Origin of the sequence: Lentzea nigeriaca, from assembly GCF_016907955.1 — a bacterium.
In the GTDB taxonomy this organism is placed as follows: domain Bacteria; phylum Actinomycetota; class Actinomycetes; order Mycobacteriales; family Pseudonocardiaceae; genus Lentzea; species Lentzea nigeriaca.
This window is the reverse complement of sequence record NZ_JAFBCX010000020.1, coordinates 1-17,896: the sequence shown is the minus strand read 5'-3', so window position 1 is coordinate 17,896 and position 17,896 is coordinate 1. Positions and strand designations below refer to the sequence as shown.

Annotated in this window: 19 protein-coding genes and 1 rRNA gene; 2 read left to right on the top strand and 18 right to left on the bottom strand. The window is 70.1% G+C overall.

What is annotated here, in order from left to right; all coding sequences use genetic code 11:
* Nucleotides 1-2: 2 nt before the first annotated feature.
* Entirely contained in the window at nucleotides 3-1,073 is a 1,071-nt protein-coding gene (ald, locus tag JOD27_RS39005) for an alanine dehydrogenase (RefSeq protein WP_204767390.1), read from the bottom strand.
* Between the two features lie 53 nt (nucleotides 1,074-1,126).
* Between ald and JOD27_RS39000 the strand changes: the two genes are divergently transcribed.
* The gene (locus tag JOD27_RS39000) at nucleotides 1,127-1,720 is read left to right on the top strand and encodes an NINE protein (protein WP_204767389.1); all 594 of its coding nucleotides are present in this window, start codon (nucleotides 1,127-1,129) and stop codon (nucleotides 1,718-1,720) included.
* Here the strand turns inward: JOD27_RS39000 and JOD27_RS38995 are convergent.
* From JOD27_RS38995 to pyrG, 4 genes are read right to left on the bottom strand one after another with little or no spacing between them, the layout of a single operon-like run.
* Nucleotides 1,717-2,136, bottom strand: a complete 420-nt coding sequence (locus JOD27_RS38995; protein WP_204767388.1) for an SRPBCC family protein — start codon at nucleotides 2,134-2,136, stop codon at nucleotides 1,717-1,719. The genes JOD27_RS39000 and JOD27_RS38995 overlap by 4 nt on opposite strands.
* A gap of 9 nt (nucleotides 2,137-2,145) precedes the next feature.
* Nucleotides 2,146-2,541 (bottom strand): DUF2752 domain-containing protein, encoded by a 396-nt coding sequence (locus JOD27_RS38990; RefSeq protein WP_239571050.1) that lies wholly within the window; start codon nucleotides 2,539-2,541, stop codon nucleotides 2,146-2,148.
* A gap of 9 nt (nucleotides 2,542-2,550) precedes the next feature.
* Complete coding sequence (locus JOD27_RS38985) at nucleotides 2,551-3,171, bottom strand: NUDIX domain-containing protein (protein ID WP_307830584.1); 621 nt, start codon at nucleotides 3,169-3,171, stop codon at nucleotides 2,551-2,553.
* Complete coding sequence (gene pyrG, locus JOD27_RS38980; RefSeq protein WP_372441794.1) at nucleotides 3,168-4,850, bottom strand: CTP synthase; 1,683 nt, start codon at nucleotides 4,848-4,850, stop codon at nucleotides 3,168-3,170. Before pyrG ends, JOD27_RS38985 begins: the two co-directional genes overlap by 4 nt.
* A 177-nt stretch (nucleotides 4,851-5,027) precedes the next feature.
* Between pyrG and JOD27_RS38975 the strand changes: the two genes are divergently transcribed.
* The gene (locus JOD27_RS38975; RefSeq protein ID WP_204767386.1) at nucleotides 5,028-5,687 is read left to right on the top strand and encodes a hypothetical protein; all 660 of its coding nucleotides are present in this window, start codon (nucleotides 5,028-5,030) and stop codon (nucleotides 5,685-5,687) included.
* On the opposite strand, the gene JOD27_RS38970 is transcribed toward JOD27_RS38975, so the two are convergent.
* The 13 genes from JOD27_RS38970 to rrf form a co-directional block, all read right to left on the bottom strand.
* Nucleotides 5,684-6,622, bottom strand: a complete 939-nt coding sequence (locus JOD27_RS38970; RefSeq protein ID WP_204767385.1) for a copper transporter — start codon at nucleotides 6,620-6,622, stop codon at nucleotides 5,684-5,686. The two genes, JOD27_RS38975 and JOD27_RS38970, sit on opposite strands and share 4 nt — an antisense overlap.
* A complete protein-coding gene (gene steA / locus JOD27_RS38965; protein WP_204767384.1) occupies nucleotides 6,619-7,803 on the bottom strand; it encodes a putative cytokinetic ring protein SteA in 1,185 nt (394 codons plus the stop codon). Before steA ends, JOD27_RS38970 begins: the two co-directional genes overlap by 4 nt.
* Before the next feature lie 62 nt (nucleotides 7,804-7,865).
* The gene (locus tag JOD27_RS38960; protein ID WP_204767383.1) at nucleotides 7,866-8,303 is read right to left on the bottom strand and encodes a hypothetical protein; all 438 of its coding nucleotides are present in this window, start codon (nucleotides 8,301-8,303) and stop codon (nucleotides 7,866-7,868) included.
* On the bottom strand, nucleotides 8,300-8,731 hold the full coding sequence (locus tag JOD27_RS38955; RefSeq protein WP_204767382.1) for a hypothetical protein: 432 nt from the start codon (nucleotides 8,729-8,731) through the stop codon (nucleotides 8,300-8,302). The genes JOD27_RS38960 and JOD27_RS38955 overlap by 4 nt, the downstream gene beginning before the upstream one ends.
* Nucleotides 8,728-9,327, bottom strand: a complete 600-nt coding sequence (locus JOD27_RS38950) for a hypothetical protein (RefSeq protein WP_204767381.1) — start codon at nucleotides 9,325-9,327, stop codon at nucleotides 8,728-8,730. Before JOD27_RS38950 ends, JOD27_RS38955 begins: the two co-directional genes overlap by 4 nt.
* Nucleotides 9,324-10,001 carry a hypothetical protein gene (locus tag JOD27_RS38945; protein ID WP_204767380.1) on the bottom strand — a complete coding sequence of 226 codons (678 nt, stop codon included), beginning with the start codon at nucleotides 9,999-10,001 and terminating at the stop codon, nucleotides 9,324-9,326. Before JOD27_RS38945 ends, JOD27_RS38950 begins: the two co-directional genes overlap by 4 nt.
* A 635-nt stretch (nucleotides 10,002-10,636) precedes the next feature.
* A complete protein-coding gene (recN, locus tag JOD27_RS38940) occupies nucleotides 10,637-12,418 on the bottom strand; it encodes a DNA repair protein RecN (protein ID WP_204767379.1) in 1,782 nt (593 codons plus the stop codon).
* Nucleotides 12,419-12,513: 95 nt separating this feature from the next.
* Nucleotides 12,514-13,404: an NAD kinase gene (locus JOD27_RS38935; RefSeq protein ID WP_112227754.1), complete on the bottom strand. Its 891-nt coding sequence runs from the start codon at nucleotides 13,402-13,404 to the stop codon at nucleotides 12,514-12,516.
* Nucleotides 13,401-14,213 (bottom strand): TlyA family RNA methyltransferase, encoded by an 813-nt coding sequence (locus JOD27_RS38930; protein WP_204767378.1) that lies wholly within the window; start codon nucleotides 14,211-14,213, stop codon nucleotides 13,401-13,403. The genes JOD27_RS38935 and JOD27_RS38930 overlap by 4 nt, the downstream gene beginning before the upstream one ends.
* Nucleotides 14,214-14,219: 6 nt before the next feature.
* Entirely contained in the window at nucleotides 14,220-14,387 is a 168-nt protein-coding gene (locus JOD27_RS38925; RefSeq protein WP_189256844.1) for a hypothetical protein, read from the bottom strand.
* A 4-nt stretch (nucleotides 14,388-14,391) separates the two neighbouring features.
* Complete coding sequence (locus JOD27_RS38920) at nucleotides 14,392-15,186, bottom strand: HAD-IIA family hydrolase (RefSeq protein WP_204767377.1); 795 nt, start codon at nucleotides 15,184-15,186, stop codon at nucleotides 14,392-14,394.
* Nucleotides 15,183-17,717 (bottom strand): hypothetical protein, encoded by a 2,535-nt coding sequence (locus JOD27_RS45565; protein WP_239571045.1) that lies wholly within the window; start codon nucleotides 17,715-17,717, stop codon nucleotides 15,183-15,185. The genes JOD27_RS38920 and JOD27_RS45565 overlap by 4 nt, the downstream gene beginning before the upstream one ends.
* Nucleotides 17,718-17,803: 86 nt before the next feature.
* Nucleotides 17,804-17,896, bottom strand: a 5S ribosomal RNA gene (gene rrf / locus JOD27_RS38910); the annotation flags it as partial.

Genomic DNA, 17,896 nt, shown 5'->3' with positions numbered 1-17,896 from the left:
AATCACTCCAGTCCTTCCAGCACGATCTCTCCATCGCGCGCGTTGACGCCCTTGGCCAGCGCCGGATCCTCCGCCACCGCACGTTCGAAACCCTTGTCCGCCAACGCGATGACGTACGGCAACGTCACGTTCGTCAGCGCGTACGTCGACGTGTTCGGCACGGCGCCCGGCATGTTCGCGACGCAGTAGAACACGGAGTCGTGCACGCGGTAGGTCGGGGCGTCGTGCGTCGTCGGCCTGGTGTCCTCGAAACAGCCGCCCTGGTCGACCGCGATGTCCACCAGCACGCTGCCGGGCCGCATCCGCGACACGAGCTCGTTGCTGACGAGCTTCGGGGCCTTCGCGCCCGGCACGAGCACCGCGCCGATCACGAGATCCGCCCAGCGGCAGGCTTTCTCGACCTCGTAGACGTTGGACGCGATCGTCTGCAGGTGCCCGCGGTAGGTGAAGTCGATCTGCCGCAACCGGTTCACGTTGGTGTCGAGCACGACGACCTCGGCCTGCATGCCGATCGCCATCGTCGCCGCGTTCATCCCCGCCACACCGGCACCGATCACGGCGACCTTGCCCGCCGCGACACCTGGCGCACCGCCCAACAACACCCCACGGCCGCCTTGCGCGCGCTCCAGGCAATGCGCGCCCACCTGGGCCGCCATCCGCCCCGCGATCTCGCTCATCGGCGCCAGCAGCGGCAACGACCCGTCCGGCAGCTGCACGGTTTCGTAGGCGATGGCCGTGATCCCCGCGGACGCGATGGCCTTCGTGCACTCCGCGCTCGCCGCGAGATGCAGGTACGTGAAGAGCACCTGATCGCGGCGCATGCGGTGGTACTCGGGCTCGATCGGCTCCTTGACCTTCAGCACGAGGTCGGCGGACGCCCACACCTCGTCCGCGGTCGGGGCGATCCGCGCGCCCGCTGTCGTGTACTCGTGATCGGGGAACGACGAGCCCGCTCCGGCGTCGTGCTCGACGACGACCTCGTGCCCGCGGCGGACCAGTTCGACCACACCGGCCGGCGTGATCGCGACGCGGTACTCGTGGTTCTTGATCTCCTTTGGGACACCGACCAGCATCGTCGCAGCGTATTCCCGATATCGATCTGCTGCATCGGATACCGTGCGCGGTTGTGTCACAAGCATTCGGGCCAGAACAGCAGCGCATCGGCAACCAGCAGCGCGAAGAGGCGATCACCGCGCTCAACGACCACTTCGCGCTCGCGCGGCTCGATATCACCGAGTACCAGGCGAGGGTGAACCGAGCATCCGGCGCGCAGACCTACGCCGAGCTCGCGGAGCTGTTCCGCGACCTGCCGCAGCCGCACCCGCCGTTCCTCGCGCCGCCCTCGGTGCCGTTCACCGCCGTTCCGCCGCCACCTCCCGGCTTCGCGCCCCAGCCCGCGCAGGCCTACTACCCGCCGCCCACGGGCCAGCAGTACGCCGTTCCGCCGCCTCCGGGCATGGGTTATCCGAGTCCGATCGCCCCGTACGGCTACGACCCGATCACCGGTGTGCCGCTGTCGGACAAGTCGAAGATCGCCGCAGGCCTGCTGCAGATCTTCCTCGGCAACCTGGGCGTCGGCCGGTTCTACACGGGCCACGTCGGCATCGGCATCGCCCAGCTGCTGACGTGCGGCGGATGCGGCATCTGGTCGCTGGTCGACGGGATCATCTTCCTGGTCAGCGGCGGCACGGACGCCGACGGCCGGCAGCTCCGCAACTAACGCTCGGCGGCCGCCTTGATCGAGGCGGCCTCCGTCTCCACGTACCGCTCGGTCAGCGACCGCGTCATCAGCCAGCCGAGCCCCGCCAGCGGACCGGACACGGTCAGGCCGAGGGTGAGCCGGCTCCCGTCGGGGTGCGGTTCGACGTCGTGCACAGCCGTGACGGTGACACCGGGCGGGCCCGACGTCCAGGTGAACGACGTCCCGTCGGTCAGCTCGGTGACCGTCCACACCGCCGGGGACAACCGGGGCTGCCGCAACCGCGTTCGTGAGCCGACGGTGAGCGGTCCGTCGTCGAGGCGTTCCACGGAGTCGACCGTGGGGATCCGCTCAGGCCAGCGTTCGACGTCGACGACCACGTCCCAGACGCGCTCCGGCGGAGCCGCGATGACGACAGTGAGCTGCAGGCCAGGCATGCGCCCAGCCTAGATACCGACGAGATTGCGCCCAACGCCCCAAACGGCGGCAACGACGAGAACTGCGAAACCGACCGACTTCGGCACGGATCGCCGTTCGCCGGTCCACCTGTCGTGAGTCCACCGCCCGAACAGCCACAAGAACAACGGCACGCCCAACACGAGCAACACGGCGTTGTAGTGGAACGCTCCGACGACATCTCCGTGCAGCAGCGCGTGCACCATGCGCGTGGCACCGCAGCCGGGACAGTTGAAGCCCGTCAGCCATTTGATCGGGCATTTGGGCAGGAGGTTGCCGGGCTGGTTCGGGTCGACGAACAGCAGCAACACCGCGCCCGCGCCACCCAGCGCGAGGACGCCGAAGGGTGCCCACATCCGTGCGAGGGAACCCTTCAGCGTCCGCATGGCACCAACCTACTTCTTGCGCGCCGCGAACCGGGTGGGCTTGTCGCGGAAAGGTGCGTCGGTGGGCCGCGGCTCGGCACGGCCCTCCAGCACCTCGCGGGCCGCGATGAGCCCGGCGACCGCGGACGCGTTCACGATCTCGCCGGAGAACACCATCCGCACGGCCTCGTCGATGCCGAAGCGGTGGACCTCCAGGTCCGCCTCTTCCTCGCCCTGCACGTCACGGTCCACTTCGGACAGGCCGCGCGCCAGGAACACGCGCACGACCTCGTCCGTGAAACCAGGCGAGGCGGCGACGTCGACCAGCGTGTCCCAGCGCTCCGCGTCGAGCCCGACCTCCTCGGCCAGCTCCCGCCGCGCGCCGACGACCGGCTCCTCGCCGTCGTGGTCGAGCAGTCCTGCCGGCAGCTCCCAGAGGTGCCTGCCGAGCGCGTGCCGGTACTGGTGGATCAGCACGACGTCGCCCGCGTCGTCGACCGCCACGACCGCGACCGCGCCCATGTGCTCGACGATCTCGCGCTTGGCGGTGCCGCCGCCGGGCATCTCGACCTCGTCGATCCGCAGCGCCACGACCCGTCCGACGTGCAGGTCCTCGCTGGAGACCGTGCGGAAGTCGTGCCGGGACGTCACTTGGACGCTCCTGCCGTCAACGGGAGGCGGTCGGCGACGCGGTAGTCGATCGCGGCCTTCACGAACGCCGCGAACAGCGGGTGCGGCTTCGTGGGACGGGACTTGAGCTCCGGGTGCGCCTGCGTGGCCGCGTAGAACGGGTGCACGTCGGCGGGCAGCTCGACGAACTCGACCAGGCGGCCGTCGGGCGACACACCGGAGAACACCAGGCCCGCGTCGGTGAGCTTGCCGCGGTAGGCGTTGTTGACCTCGTAGCGGTGACGGTGGCGCTCTGAGACCTCGGTGGCACCGTAGGCGTTCGCGACCACCGAACCCGGCGTGAGCTTCGCGATGTACGCGCCGAGCCGCATCGTGCCGCCCATGTCGCGCTGACCGGAGACGACGTCCTCCTGGTCGGCCATCGTGGAGATGACCGGCGAACCGCCCTCTTCGAACTCGCTGGAGTTGGCGTCCTCGATGCCCGCGAGGTTCCGCGCGGCCTCGATCACCATGCACTGCAGGCCGAGGCACAGGCCCAGCGTCGGCACACCGCGCGTGCGGGTGTACTTCAGCGCGCCGATCTTGCCCTCGATGCCGCGCACGCCGAACCCGCCGGGGATCAGCACCGCGTCCATGCCGGACAGCGCCCGTGCCGCGCCCTCGGGCGTCTGGCACTCGTCCGACGGAACCCACTTGATCTCGACCTTGGCGTGGTGCGCGAACCCGCCCGCACGCAGCGCCTCGGTGACCGAGAGGTAGGCGTCCGGCAGGTCGACGTACTTGCCGACCAACGCGATCTTCACCGTCTCGACCGGGTTGTGCACGCGTTCGAGCAGGTCGCCCCACACCGTCCAGTCGACGTCGCGGAACGGCAGGTCGAGGCGGCGCACGACGTAGGCGTCGAGGCCCTCGGCGTGCAGCACCTTCGGGATGTCGTAGATCGACGGCGCGTCCACGGCCGCGACGACGGCGTCGGTGTCGACGTCGCACATCAGGCCGATCTTGCGCTTCAACGCGTCCGGGATCTCGCGGTCGGCGCGGCACACGATCGCGTCGGGCTGGATACCGATGTTGCGCAGCGCCGCGACGGAGTGCTGCGTCGGCTTGGTCTTCAGCTCGCCCGACGGCGCCAGGTACGGCACCAGGCTGACGTGCAGGAAGAAGACGTTGTCGCGGCCCACGTCGTGGCGGACCTGGCGGCACGCCTCGAGGAACGGCAGCGACTCGATGTCACCGACGGTGCCGCCGACCTCGGTGATGACCACGTCGGGCGTGACGCCGTCGGCGTCCGGCTCGGCCATCGCGCGGATGCGGCGCTTGATCTCGTCGGTGATGTGCGGGATGACCTGGACGGTGTCGCCCAGGTATTCGCCGCGCCGCTCCTTGGCGATGACCTCGGAGTACACCTGGCCGGTCGTGACGTTCGCGTCGCCGCTCAGATCCCGCGCGAGGAACCGCTCGTAGTGGCCGATGTCGAGGTCCGTCTCCGCGCCGTCGTCGGTCACGAAGACCTCGCCGTGCTGGAACGGGTTCATCGTGCCGGGGTCCACGTTCAGGTACGGGTCGAGCTTCTGCATCGTTACCCGCAGGCCGCGCGAGGTGAGCAACTGGCCGAGGCTGGAGGCGGTGAGCCCCTTGCCCAGGGAAGACGCGACGCCTCCCGTGACGAAGACGTGCTTGGTCGTACGTGCCTGCTGCACCAACGGGGCTCCCGTGAAAATCGTGGGGGAAAATCCCCCTGTCCACGGGCCCTAACGCTAACACGCCGCCGGTCACTCAGCGCACCACCACCCGGCAGATCACATCACCCGATCGGCGCAGTGAGGGGTTTTCCCGAACGTCCCCCGGTACTGGCCGAGATCAGGAATCGTTGGCACGTGACCTTCGACGTGGCAGGGAGCGCCGAACGAGCCGTGCACGACCGCTCAGCGGCGTGGCGCTTCATCGAGGGTTTCGCGGCCGCGTGGGCCGAACCGATCGAGGCCCAGGACGGCTGGAACCACGCCGACCTGGACGCCGCCGAACACCGCCTGGGCGTGCGGCTGCCGGACGCCGTGCGCGACGCCTATGCGTTGTTCGGCAAACGCCCCGACCTCACGAGCAACCAGGACTGGCTGCTCACCCCGAGCGAGCTCAGGCTGGCCGGCGAGGTCGTCGTCTTCCGCACGGAGATCCACGCCGTCACCTCGTGGGGAGCGGCGCTCGGCACCGCCGACCCGGCCGTCGTGCACGAGACGGACCGCGGCTGGGAGCCCTGGCTTCCGCGCTTCTCCGCCGCCTGCGTCGAACTGGTGCTGTCCGAGGCGTTGTTCCGCGACGGGGCCGACACCGCGGACAGGAAGACGTCCGAGGCGGACATCTCCCTGATCGAGCAGCACTTCGCCCTGCTGCCGCTGAACAGTCCGGGCACCCGCTGGTTCGCCTCCGACGACGTGATCCTCCGCGAGGAAGGCCGCGAGTGGCTGTGGGCCCGCGCCCGCACACCGGAAGCGTTGGAGCTGCTGGTGAAGCAGTTCCCCGGCTCTTGGGAGTACTAGCCGGCGGTGCCCGGTGAGGACGCCTCGGCGTTGCCCGCGACCCCGTACCGTCCGGAGCGGCCTTCCAGCTGTTCGCGCAGTGCCATCACCACGACGACGTGACCGGCCGGGGTGTCGGCGTTGTCGACCGTGGACAGGATGGATGTCGCGTTGGTGTCGGCCCGGACGACGCCGATGGCGCCGGTGCCGTTGGCCGAACCGTTCGCGCCCGCCAGCACGACGCCAGCGCCGGACCGGTCGAGCTGGGTGGCGAAGCGTGCGACCGTCGCGGCGCGGTCGGCGGCCGAGTCGCCGATCGCGGCGCCGCCGGTGAGCACGATCGCGAGCTGCGCGGGCTTCACGCCGGAGGTCGCCTTGACGAACCCGGCGTTGGAGAGCCCGGCGAGCGCGGCCGCTGCCTCGTCGGCGGAGGACTGCGGCTGGTTGTTGGACGGGTTGAGCAGCAGCAGCGTGCCGAAGAGACCACCCGCGCGCGTGCCGGGGTCGACGGCGGTGGGCAGCTGCGAACCGGCGGGCTGCAGCCGGGCCACGAGGTCACGCAGCTGGTCGCCGCGCGACGGGTCGGCGAACGCGTCGGTCAGCTGGATCTCACCGGTGACGCTCGCGCCCGCGGACTTCAGCAGGCCGCTCAGAGCGTCCCGATCGGACGGACGCGCGTCGGAGGTCGTGACGATGACGACGGTCCTGTCCGTGAGGCGGTCCTTGACGGCGAGAGGGCCGACGGACGCGGCGAACTTGTCGGCCTCCGACAGCTTGGCGTTCAACGCGTTGCGGTCGTTCTGCAGGTCGTTCACCTGCTGTGCCAACGAGTTCTTCTCGTTGCTCAACCCGGAGAGCAGTCGCCCGCTGATCGCGGTCGACCCCAGTACGACACCCACCGCGAGCGCCAGAAACACCGCGGTGATCGAAACTATGTGGTAGCGCAGCGAGATCACGAGAAGAACCCCTTGAACCAGTTGACGGCGGATTGCCACGCGTCGACGACGATGTCGACGTAGACGTGACCGACACCGGTCACCGACAGCGCCGCCACCATGACGACGATCGCGGCGGACACCAGCAGGACGATCACGCCCAGGGAAACCCGGCTGCGATGCAAGGTCGCGACGGCCTCCCCGTCGACGAGCTTGCTGCCGAGCTTCAACCGGGTGAGGAACGTGGAGGGGTTGGAACCGGAGTGCCCGCGGTCGAGGAACTCGCGCAGCGTCGCGCGCAGCCCCACCGTGACGACCAGGGACGCCCCGTGCGCCTCGGCGAGCAGCAACGCGAGGTCCTCCGCGTTGCCCGACGCGGGGAACGTGACCGCGCCGATGCCGAGATCCTGGATTCGCTGCAGGCCGGGCGCGTGGCCGTCGGTCTGCGCGGGCACGACCACCTCGGTGGCCGCGCGCAGTGACGCGGTGCCGATGCCGTCGGGGTCGCCGACGATGACGTCCGGCTTGTACCCGGCGTCGTGCAGCGTGTCCGCGCCGGTGTCGACGCCGATCAGCACCGGCCGGTACTCGCGGATGTACTTGCGGAGCTTGCGCAGCTGTTCCGCGTGCGACGGTCCACCCGCGACGACCAGCACCTGCCGGTCGCGCATCGGGACGTACACCTCGGGCACGCCGACACCGTCGAGCACCAGCGCGCGTTCCCTGCGCAGGAACTCGATGGTGTTGGCGGAGAACGCCTCCAGCTGTGCCGACATGCCGGCCTTCGCCTCGATCATCGCGTCGGCGATGCTCTCGGCGTTCTGCTCGATCCCCTTGGCGAGCTCGCGCTCCCCTGCGTAGACGACGCCCTCGTGCAGGCGGATCTTGGTGCCTTCCTTGATCTCGCGCAGGGCGACGGCACCGACGTTGTCGATCAGCGGAATGCCCGCCTCGATCAGCAGTTCCGGCCCGAGATTGGGAAAGCGCCCGGAAATCGACGGCGAGGCGTTCACGACACCGACCACCTCGGCCGCGACGAGCGCCTCCGCGGTGCGCCGGTCGAGGTCGACGAGGTCGAAAACAGCGACATCACCGGGACTGACGCGCCGCACCAGGTCACTGGCGCGCCGATCAACGCGCGCGACGCCCGTGACACCGGGAAGTTCTTGGTTGGAACGGCTCAGCAACCCGGAAAGCTTCATGCGCCGATAGTGACTCACGGTGCGCACGCGACAGGTGAGGCACGCCGGGCAATTCCTGCTGGTCAGTCGTCGGGGTGAACTACTACGGCTCCAAACGCGAGGATTGTCGCCACTATCAGCACCCACACACCGTTGCCGAACCCGGCTTCGAGCCCGGGATCGATGGTGATGTTGCCCTGCTTGTGAAAGCTGATCGCGTTCAGCAAATACACGAACAGCATTCCGGTGACACCAGCGAGTGCAGCTGCTCCGGCGAATGCGACTTTCCGCCACCGGACGCCGGCGAGGATGACGACCGCGGCCGCCACCGCCGGGATGCCGAAGAGCGGGCCGTGCTCGTCCTTCGTGCCGCCGAAGTAGGTGGCCCAGCCCGTGGTGACGTAGGCGGTCTGCGGCTGGTCGGGGGTGAGGCGGATGAGCAGCTCCGACAGCGGGAGGAACGTCGCGATGACCGCCGCCGCGGCGGCGAGCGCGAGGAGGGCCGCGCTGAGGATCTTCATGCCGGCTCCCGTTGGACGCCGATCGCGCCGATCAGCGCGATCAGCGTTCCGATCGCGAGAAAGAGGAGGCCGAAGCCGATCGCGAAGTCGCCCTGCTGCTCGATGGCGTGGCCACGTTCCGAAACGACGAGCACGCTCGTGATGCCCACCGCTCCGACCTGAGCCGCCGCTCCTGCCAGTGCGGCCCGGCTGATCCAGATCCCGGCGAGCATGAGTGCGGCCGTGACCGCGACGGGCAGCCCGTACCAGGGCGACAACTCACCCGCTGGCCACTCACCGGGCTTGTTCACGATCTCCGTACCCCATGCCCTGACAACGACCTCGACGTTGCCCGCATACACCGTCGAGTACCACGGCAACACCATCGCCGTCGCCGTCAGCACCACCCCGGCCGCGATCAAGGCCACCGCCGTCGGCCTCCCGATCACGGCGTCTCCCGCTGCTCGTCGTCCGGGATCGCGATGCCGAACGGCGGCGTGTCGTCGTCGTTTCCGAGCTGGTGCACGACCACCTCTTCCTCGTCGGCCTCTTCGACCGGTTCCTGCTGCCTCCGCTGCGCGAGCCCCGCACCGACGAGCCCGATGATCGCCGCCGCACCGATCACGTACATCCCGCCGAGAATGTCGAGCACGTTCGACCGCCCGTTCTCGACCGGCCACTCGCTGATCGTCTTCGCCTCGCGCTGCACCTGCAACAAGTAGGTGAACACGATCCCGGCGAGCGCCCCCGCCCCGCCCATCGCGACGGGCTTGCCGACGAACGCCACCCGTTGTCTGGTCGTGAGCACCGCGCCCACGACCATCAGCACGGCAGCGATGACCACCGGCCACCCGAGGGCCTGGTAGGCGTCGCGCGGATCGCCTTGTGGTGGGTCCAGCGTGACGATCCACAGGGTCGTGGTCATCGACTGATCAGGGCCGAAGCCGCGGTAGATGGTGCGGTAGGTGTCCTCGAAGCTGCCGACCACCGCCAGCGCCGCGCCGAGTATCAGCAGGAGTGCGGCGATCTTGCGACGATCAATCACGCTCTCGGCTCTTTCGGTTCTTCTGGCTTTGTCGGTTCTTCAGGCTCGCTCGGGCCTTCGGGCGCTTTCGGTTCTTGCGGCTTTTCGAACTCTCTGTGCTCCAGTGGTTCCACGAGCACGGGGAATCCGTACGGCGGCGTCTCGCTGTCATCGCCTTCGATCTGGTGAATGACCACGTCGTCCGCAGCCGGCTCACTCAGAACCCTGCGCGGCAGCTCCTGGTGCAACACCGCCGACACCACCCCCACCCCGGCCGCGACGATCAGCATCGTGACACCGTCACCCTGCTCCACGTCGAAGGGCACCGGTGCGTCCAGTTCACGCAGCTTCTCGATCGTCCCCCGCACCCCGACAACCGCGGACCAAGCCACACCAACCAGAACCCCGGCCCCGAGCAACGACCCGACCCGCGCCGCCGGAACCCTGAACGACAGCACCGCACACAACGCCATCACCAACGCCGCCGCGACAGCCGGCTCCCCGAACTCGATCGGCCCGAGCAGAAGAGCGCCGCGGAAGTCGTCCCGCTCGGTGATCCACGACGTCGCCTCGTACCGCAACGTCCGCCCCTGCACCTCAACCTGCACGGAATAGGCGGACAGGAACGTCGCGGCGACCGCCAGCCCGGCCGCGACGAACACCAGGATCGCCCCGAACGCCCGGCGCGTGGTCACAGATCCGGTCCACCTTCCACCGCACCACCGTGTGCGTCCGCTGACCGGGACTCGGTCACGGGTCCATCATGCCGAATCCGGGTGGAGACAGCGGTCCGGGATGGGCGTGCGGTTCGGGTTGGCGGGTGCCGGTTCCAGCTGAGGCGTCGCCATTGCGGGCGGGTCACCTTCCAGCGTGGTTGCGCAGGCCTTGACGAGACGGGTCATTTCATCGCCGCTTCGCGACGATTGCGATTGGCGCTTGCATGCGTGGTTGCGTTTGTGCGTTCGGGTTCCGGAAATTACCGCTTCCCAGTGGGGGATTGCTCCTGCCGGCTCGCTTCGCATCGCGGTTTGGGGTGTGCCTCGGCTTTCGCCGTTGGCCATGCGCGGCACTGTCCTGTGCGGCTCGGCTTTGCCATCGCTCTCGGAGTGTCAGACCTGCCGCGTACCTTGGGTCGCGGGGGACCCGACGGCACGGGGGACCTCTGCGCGAGCCTGCGCAGCGTCGCCGTGGCGGGTGCTCCAGCGTGCGCCCGCGTTCGGCCGCTCTTGCCTACCGCGTTCCGCTGCTCGTCGGCCGCTGCGTTGCTTTCGCCCGGTGAGCGGTCGTGCGTTGTCGCGCGGCCGCCCACCTCTGGTGCGGATCGGGGCCGTCAGGCCTTCTTCTTGCGGCGGCGGACCACCGGGGCCGTCGACTTGTCCGCCTTGGCTGCGGCCAGCAGTTCCTCGGCGTGGGCGCGGCCCGTGTCGGTGGAGTCCATGCCCGCGAGCATGCGGGCCAGTTCGACCACGCGTTGGGTTTCGTCCAGCTTGCGGACCGCGGAGCGGGTCAAGGTGCCGTCTGCCGACTTGTCCACCACCAGGTGGCGGTCGGCGAAGGCCGCTACCTGGGGGAGGTGGGTCACGACGATGACCTGGTGGGAGCGGGCAAGCCTGGCCAGGCGGCGGCCCACCTCGACTGCGGCGCGGCCGCCGACGCCTGCGTCCACCTCGTCGAACACCAACGTCGGGACCGGGTCGGAGTGGGACAGCACTACCTCGAGGGCGAGCATCACGCGGGAGAGTTCGCCGCCCGATGCGCCCTTGTGCACCGGCAGGGCCGGGGCGCCGGGGTGGGAGATCAGGCGGAGTTCCACGTCGTCGACGCCGGAGGAGCCCGCGTGCAGGATCGAGCGGCCCACGGGCAGGGCCTGCGGGTCGCCTGCCTCGGCGTGGCGGGGGCGGACTGCCAGTTCGACCGAGGCGTGGGGCATGGCGAGGCCGTCGAGTTCCTCGGTGACGGCCTTGCCCAGCTCGGCTGCGGCTTCCACGCGGGCGGCGGTGACCTGTTCGGCCAGGCCTGCCAGTTCTTTGGCCAGTTCGTCGCGGCGGGTGGCCAGCGCCGTGAGGGCTTCCTCGGAGGTGTCCAGGCCGTCCAGGCGGGCGCGGGCCTCGTCGGCCCAGGCGATCACGCCGTCCACGTCGGCCGCGTACTTGCGGGTCAGCGCCTTCAGTTCGGCCTGGCGTTGCAGGACCTGTTCCAGGCGGCCTGGGTCGGCTTCGAGGTGGTCGAGGTAGCCGGAGATCTCGGCGCCCACGTCGGCCAGCAGGGTTGCCGCCTCGACCAGGCGTGGTTCCATCTCGCGGAGCTTCGGGTCCTCGGACGTGGACAGGCGGCGGGCGGCCTCGGAGATCAGGCCCAGCGCGCCGGGGTTGTCCGGGTCGCCTTCCAGGGAGCCGTTCACCGCGAACTGCGCGCCTTGCGCGGCCTCGCGGAGCTGGTCGGCGTCGGCCAGGCGGCGGGCCTCGTCGTGCAGTTCGGCGTCCTCGCCCGGCTTCGGGTCGACCGCGTCGATCTCGGACAGGCCGTGGCGCAGCAGGTCGGCCTCGCGGGCCAGTTCGCGGGAACGCTCGGTGCGTTCCTTCAGCTCCGTCGAGACGCGCAGCCATTCCTCGCGGACGGCCTGGTACGCGCGCAGCGGCTCGGCCACGTCGTCGCCCGCGAAGCGGTCCAGGACGGCGCGCTGCTCGGTCGGGCGCATGAGGCGCAGCTGGTCGTTCTGGCCGTGGACGGCGATCAGCTGCTCCGCCAGTTCGGACAGCACGCCGACGGGCACGGAGCGGCCACCCACGTGGGCGCGGGAGCGGCCGTCGGAGCCGACGGTGCGGATCGCGATCAGTGAACCGTCCTCGTCCGCCTCGCCGCCGACCTCCTCCGCCACCTTCGCGGCAGGGCTGCCCGCCGGAGCCTGGAAGCGGCCTTCCACCACCGCTTTGTCGGCACCGGTGCGCACGCGGGACGCCTCCGCGCGGCCACCGCCGAGCAGGTGCAACCCGGTCACGACCATGGTCTTGCCCGCGCCCGTCTCACCGGTGACTACGGTGAATCCGGGGTCCAGTTCAAGGGTGGCCTCGTCGATCACGCCAAGGCCATTGATGCGCATCTCGGCCAGCACAGGGCGAACCTTACTTGTCGAGTCCGACATTTCTCGGAGTGGATGTCTTCCTGGGGCACCGTAACGAGCGAGTGCCGACGCACCGAGCGGCGCGATCAGCCTGCCGATGGTCCCCGCCATCCCTTCACCGGCAGATCGAACTTCTCGACCAGCCGGTCCGTGAACGGAGCCTGGCGCAGCCGCACGACCTTGAGCGGCACCTCGCCCTCCACGATCTCGATCCGCGCGCCCGCGGGCAGCTCGAACGTGCGCCGCCCGTCCGCGGACAGCGCCGCCGGATGACCCGTGGCCTCGATCTCGAACGCCACGTGCGACTTCGGCGAGACGACCAGCGGCCGCGCGAACAGCGCGTGCGCGTTGCTCGGCACCACCAGGATCGCCTGCACGTCCGGCCACACGACTGGGCCACCGGCGGAAAACGCGTACGCCGTCGAGCCCGTCGGCGTCGCACACAGCACGCCGTCGCAGCCGAACGCCGACACGGGCCGTCCGTCGACCTCGATGACGACCTCGAGGATGCGTTCGCGGATCAGCTTCTCGACGCTGATCTCGTTGAGCGCCCACGTCTTCACGACGACGTCGCCGTTGACCTTCGCGACGAGGTCGAGGGTCATGCGCTCTTCCACGAAGTAGTCGCGCTCCAGCACGTGACCGACGGCCTCGTGCAACGCGTCCGAGTCGGCCTCGGCCAGGAAGCCGACGCGACCCAGGTTGACGCCCAGCACCGGAACACGCGCGGGGCGGGCGAGCTCGGCGCCACGCAGCAGCGTGCCGTCACCACCCAGCACGAGCACGAGTTCGGTGCCCTCGGCCGCGTGGTCGTCGGCGGGCACGACCTTGGTGCAGCACGACGGGCCGAGGTCACGCGCCTCGTCGTCGAGCACCCGTGTCGTGACACCACCGACAGCCAGACGGCCGGCGACCTGGCGGGCGAGATCGATGTTGCTCTGGTGGCCGGTGTGGACAACCAGCAGGACTTCCCTCATTGGGGCCCTTCTTCGACGGCGGTGCGCACCATCTCCGCGACTGCGTCCGATCCTTCTGGGTCCGGGTTCGCATGGCGCAGCCAGAGGAAGTACTCGACGTTGCCGGACGGTCCGGGCAGCGGGCTCGCGACGACACCAGCGGTGGTCAGCCCGATCTCCCCGGCAGCCTTGGTGACCTCGAGAACCGCCGCGACGCGCAGTTCCGGGTCGCGCACGACGCCACCGGAGCCGAGGCGTTCCTTGCCCACCTCGAACTGCGGCTTGACCATCGGCAGCAGGTCGCCCTCCTCGTCGAGGCACGCGGCCAGTGCGGGAAGCACAAGCCTCAACGAGATAAACGAAAGATCGGCTACGACGAGTTCAACTTTCCCGCCGATGTCCTCCGGCGTGAGGGTGCGGACGTTGGTCTTGTCCTTCACCACGACCCGGTCGTCGGTCTGCAGCTTCCAGTCGAGCAGCCCCCTGCCGACGTCGGCCGCGACCACCTGCCGGGCGCCGCCGCGCAGCAGGACGTCGGTGAAACCGCCAGTGGATGCGCCGGCGTCCAGGCACCGCTTGCCCGTCGGGTCGATCTTGAAGCGTTCGAGCGCGCCGATCAGCTTGTGCGCGCCCCTGGACGCCCAGTTCGGGTCGTTGTCGAGATCCTTGACGACGACCGCGTCCGAGGTCTCCACGGCGGTCGCGGGCTTCGTCGCGACGGTGCCGCGCACCGTGACGCGGCCGTCCGCGACGAGTTGGCTGGCGTGCTCACGGGACCTGGCGAGCCCCCTGCGCACGAGTTCGGCGTCGAGCCGCACCCTGCGAGGCACTGTGCATCACACCTTGTCGATGCTCGACAGTGCGTCGGTGAGCGTCGCGTGCACGGCGTCGAACCGCGCCACGTGCTCGGCGAGGGGAACGTTCTCGAGCCCGTCGAGCCTCTCCAGCGCGCCGTCGATGGCGTCAGCCGGGTTGGGCGGCGGTCCGGGCAGGGGGTAGCTCACGGTCTTACGGTAGCCGATGGAGTACCGACAGGTCCGCGCCGACATACGTGGGCCGCTGGTCTTCCGGAAGCGCTTGCGCCTCCTGGGCCGTCGACACACCCGTGAGCACCAGCAACGAGTCCATCCCGGCGTTCACCGCGCCCAGAATGTCCGTGTCCAGCCGATCTCCGATCACCAGCGGCCGGTTCGCCTGCAGCTCCTTCGCGGCCTGCTGCAGCAGCGGCGTGGCGGGCTTGCCGGCGACGAGCGGCTCCTGGCCGGTGGCCGTCTTCAGCGCCGCGACGAGACTTCCGTTGCCCGGCAGCAGACCACGCTCGGTGGGCAGGGTGGCGTCGACGTTGCACGCCACCCAGAGCGCGCCGTTGCGAATGGCCACCGCGGCCTCGGCCAGCTCACGCCAGCCGAGGTCCATGGACAGGCCCTGCAGCACCGCTTTCGCGCCCTCGGCCTCGTCGGTGGGGATGAGGCCGCGCTTGAGAACCTCGGCCTCCAGCGCCTTCGTGCCGAGCACGAGAACGGTCGTGCGCTTCGGCAGCCGTTCGGCGAGCATGGTCGCGCCCGCCTGGGCGGAGGTGCTCACCTCGTCGACGCTCGTGTCGAACCCGAGCTCGACGAGGTGATCCGCGACCGCCTGCGGTGAGCGAGAGGCGTTGTTGGTCACGTACCGGATGCCGATGCCTTTGCTTCTGGCCGCCGCGACGGCTTCCGCTGCGCCCGGCACGGCTTCGGATCCGCGGTAGACGGTGCCGTCGAGATCGATCAGCAACGCGTCGTACCGGTCGACCAACGTCTCGCTCACTGTTGCGCGGTCTCCTCCTGGGTCAGCTCGAACGCGCGCTCGGCGGCGTCCGTCTCCCCCTCGTCGTCAGCCTCGGCGGCGTTGAGGAACCACTTGACGGCTTCCTCGATCCGGCCGGCCGCAGCCAGGTTGTCGGCGTAAGCGTAGAAGAGCCGCGCGGAGTACGGGTTGCGCTGCCCCGGATCCAGGTCCGGTCCCTGGAGCGCCACGACAGCCGCGTCGAACTGCCCCATGTCCCGCCGAGCACCGGCCGCGACGATCCGCAGCTCGATGGCGTCCTCCTGCGACAGCTCGGCCGCCGCAGGGTCCTTGGCCAGGTCGATGGCCCGCTCCGGCCGCCCGAGCGCCCGCTCGCAGTCGGCCATGATCGCCAGGTGACCCGCCCCTGGCATCATCCGCCGCGCCGCACGCAACTCGCTGAGCGCCTCTGCCCACTCGTCCGCGAAGTAGGCGGTGAGACCCGCCGCTTCCCGCACGACACCGACCCGCGCCGCCTTGCTGCGCGCGTACCGCGCGTGCTCCAGCGCCAGCTCGGGCTCCTCGTCGATCAGCAGCCCGGCCGCGGCCAGGTGCCGTCCGACGATCTCCGCGAGGCCCTTGGGCAGGCTGCGCAGCTCGGCCCGGATCTCCGGGTCGAGAAGCGACAGGTCGGCCTCTTCCGGCAGCTCGGGACGGCCACCGCGAGGCGCGGGGGCGTCGTCGCGGTCATCCCGCTCAGCACCCGCCTCGTTGTCCGCACGGTCGCCGCGCTCTTCGCCGCTGTCGCGGGCGTCCGACTCGACGTCAGCGTCCGTGTCGCTTCCGCTGTCAGCATCGCTGTCGGTGTCGCCGGCCGCGACGATGTTGCGGTCTTCGGCGTCGCGGTCCTCACGGACCTCGTCGTCGCTGTCCTCGCCGGCGGTGGGCTCGTCGCCTTCGACGGCCTGCTCGCGGTTCGCGGTCGCACGGCTGGCCGCGGCACCGTCACCCAGCCGGTAACCGGGACGCTCGCCCGAGGCCGGCGCGGCCTTCTCGGCGTCGTCCTGCGTCACGTCGGACGCGACGGCAGCCTCGTCCTGCCCCGTGGTCTCCTGCTCGGCCAGACGCTCCTGGAAACGCACCGCCCGCTCACGGCTGCGCTCGTCACGACGGTCATCGCGCTGGGCGGCGGGACGCTCGTCGTTGCGGTAGCCCTCGCGGTCGTCGCGCCGGTGGCCGCCACGGTCGTCCTTGCGGTACCCACCGCGGTCGGACCGGTAACCACCACGCTCGCCGGAGTCGCTCCTGCGGTAGCCACCGCGGTCACCGGAGTCGTCGCGGCGATACCCGCCACGGTCACCGGAACGCTCACCGCGCTGGTACCCACCGCGGTCACCCGAGTCGCTCTTGCGGTAGCCACCACGGTCACCGGAGTCGTCACGACGGTAGCCACCACGGTCGCCGCCCGAGCGGTAGCCGCCGCGGTCGCCAGAGCCCTCGCCCCGGTACCCGCCACGGTCGCCCGAGTCGGTCTTGCGGTAGCCACCGCGATCACTCGAGTCATCGCGACGGTAGCCACCGCGATCACCCGAACGCTCGCCACGGAAACCACCACGGTCATCGGAACCCTGGCCGCGATATCCACCGCGCTCGCCCGAGCCCTGACCACGGTATCCGCCACGGTCGCCGCCGGAGCGGTAGCCGCCACGGTCGCCAGAACCCTCGCCCCGGTAACCACCGCGGTCGCCTGAATCGTCCTTGCGGTAGCCGCCTGAACGGTCGCCGCGGTACCCACCGCGCTCACCCGCGTCGTCCTTGCGGTAGCCGGGACGGTCGGAGCGGTAACCGCCGGAACCCTCGCCGCGCTGGTAACCACCACGCTCACCGGAACGGTAGCCACCGCGGTCGCCACCGGAACGCTCGCCGCGGTAACCGCCGCGGTCGCCCGAGTCGGTCTTGCGGTAACCGCTGCGGTCGCCGCCCGAGCGGTAGCCGCCGCGGTCGCCAGAGCCCTCGCCCCGGTAACCACCGCGGTCACCGGAGTCGCTCTTGCGGTAGCCGCCACGATCACCCGAGTCATCACGACGGTAGCCACCGCGATCACCGGAACGCTCGCCTCCGCGGTAACCCCCGCGGTCGCCCGAATCGTCCCTGCGGTAGCCGCCCCGGTCGCTGCCGGAACGCTCGCCGCGGTAACCACCGCGGTCGTTCGAGTCGTCCTTGCGGTAGCCCGGGCGGTCGCCGCCGTAGCCGCCGCGCGTGCCGGAACCCTGGCCGCGGTCGTTCGAGCGATCGCCGCGGTAACCACCGCGCTCGCCAGAGCTGTCCTTGCGGTAACCACCGCGCTCGCCAGAGCTGTCCTTGCGGTAGCCGCCGCGGTCGCTGGAGCCCTGACCGCGGTAGCCGGCGCGGTCGTCTCGACGGTCACCGCGGTTGCGGTCGCCGGAGCCTTCACCACGCTGGGGGTTGTTGCTGAACTTGCGATCGCCTGCTGAGCGGCCACCCTCGGAACGGCGCGGTCGGTCTCCCTGGCCACGCTGACGGTCGCCGGGACGATCCCCGAACCTGGACACCAAATCCTCCTATGGACACGCTGAAAGGGGCTTGTGAGCGAGCACTGTAGTTGTGCCCCGCAATCACAAGCCCCTTCAGGGAAGAAGTTCGGCGGCGACCTACTCTCCCACACCGTAACCAGTGCAGTACCATCGGCGCAGAAGGGCTTAACTACCGGGTTCGGAATGGGACCGGGTGT

Bases quoted from the DNA above. Each gene is read 5' to 3' on its own strand.
- ald (WP_204767390.1), bottom strand. From the start codon at position 1,073: ATGCTGGTCGGTGTCCCAAAGGAGATCAAGAACCACGAGTACCGCGTC.
- JOD27_RS38995 (WP_204767388.1), bottom strand. From the start codon at position 2,136: ATGCCTGGCCTGCAGCTCACTGTCGTCATCGCGGCTCCGCCGGAGCGC.
- JOD27_RS38960 (WP_204767383.1), bottom strand. From the start codon at position 8,303: ATGAAGATCCTCAGCGCGGCCCTCCTCGCGCTCGCCGCCGCGGCGGCG.
- JOD27_RS38990 (WP_239571050.1), bottom strand. From the start codon at position 2,541: ATGCGGACGCTGAAGGGTTCCCTCGCACGGATGTGGGCACCCTTCGGC.
- JOD27_RS38935 (WP_112227754.1), bottom strand. From the start codon at position 13,404: ATGAGGGAAGTCCTGCTGGTTGTCCACACCGGCCACCAGAGCAACATC.
- steA (WP_204767384.1), bottom strand. From the start codon at position 7,803: ATGAAGCTTTCCGGGTTGCTGAGCCGTTCCAACCAAGAACTTCCCGGT.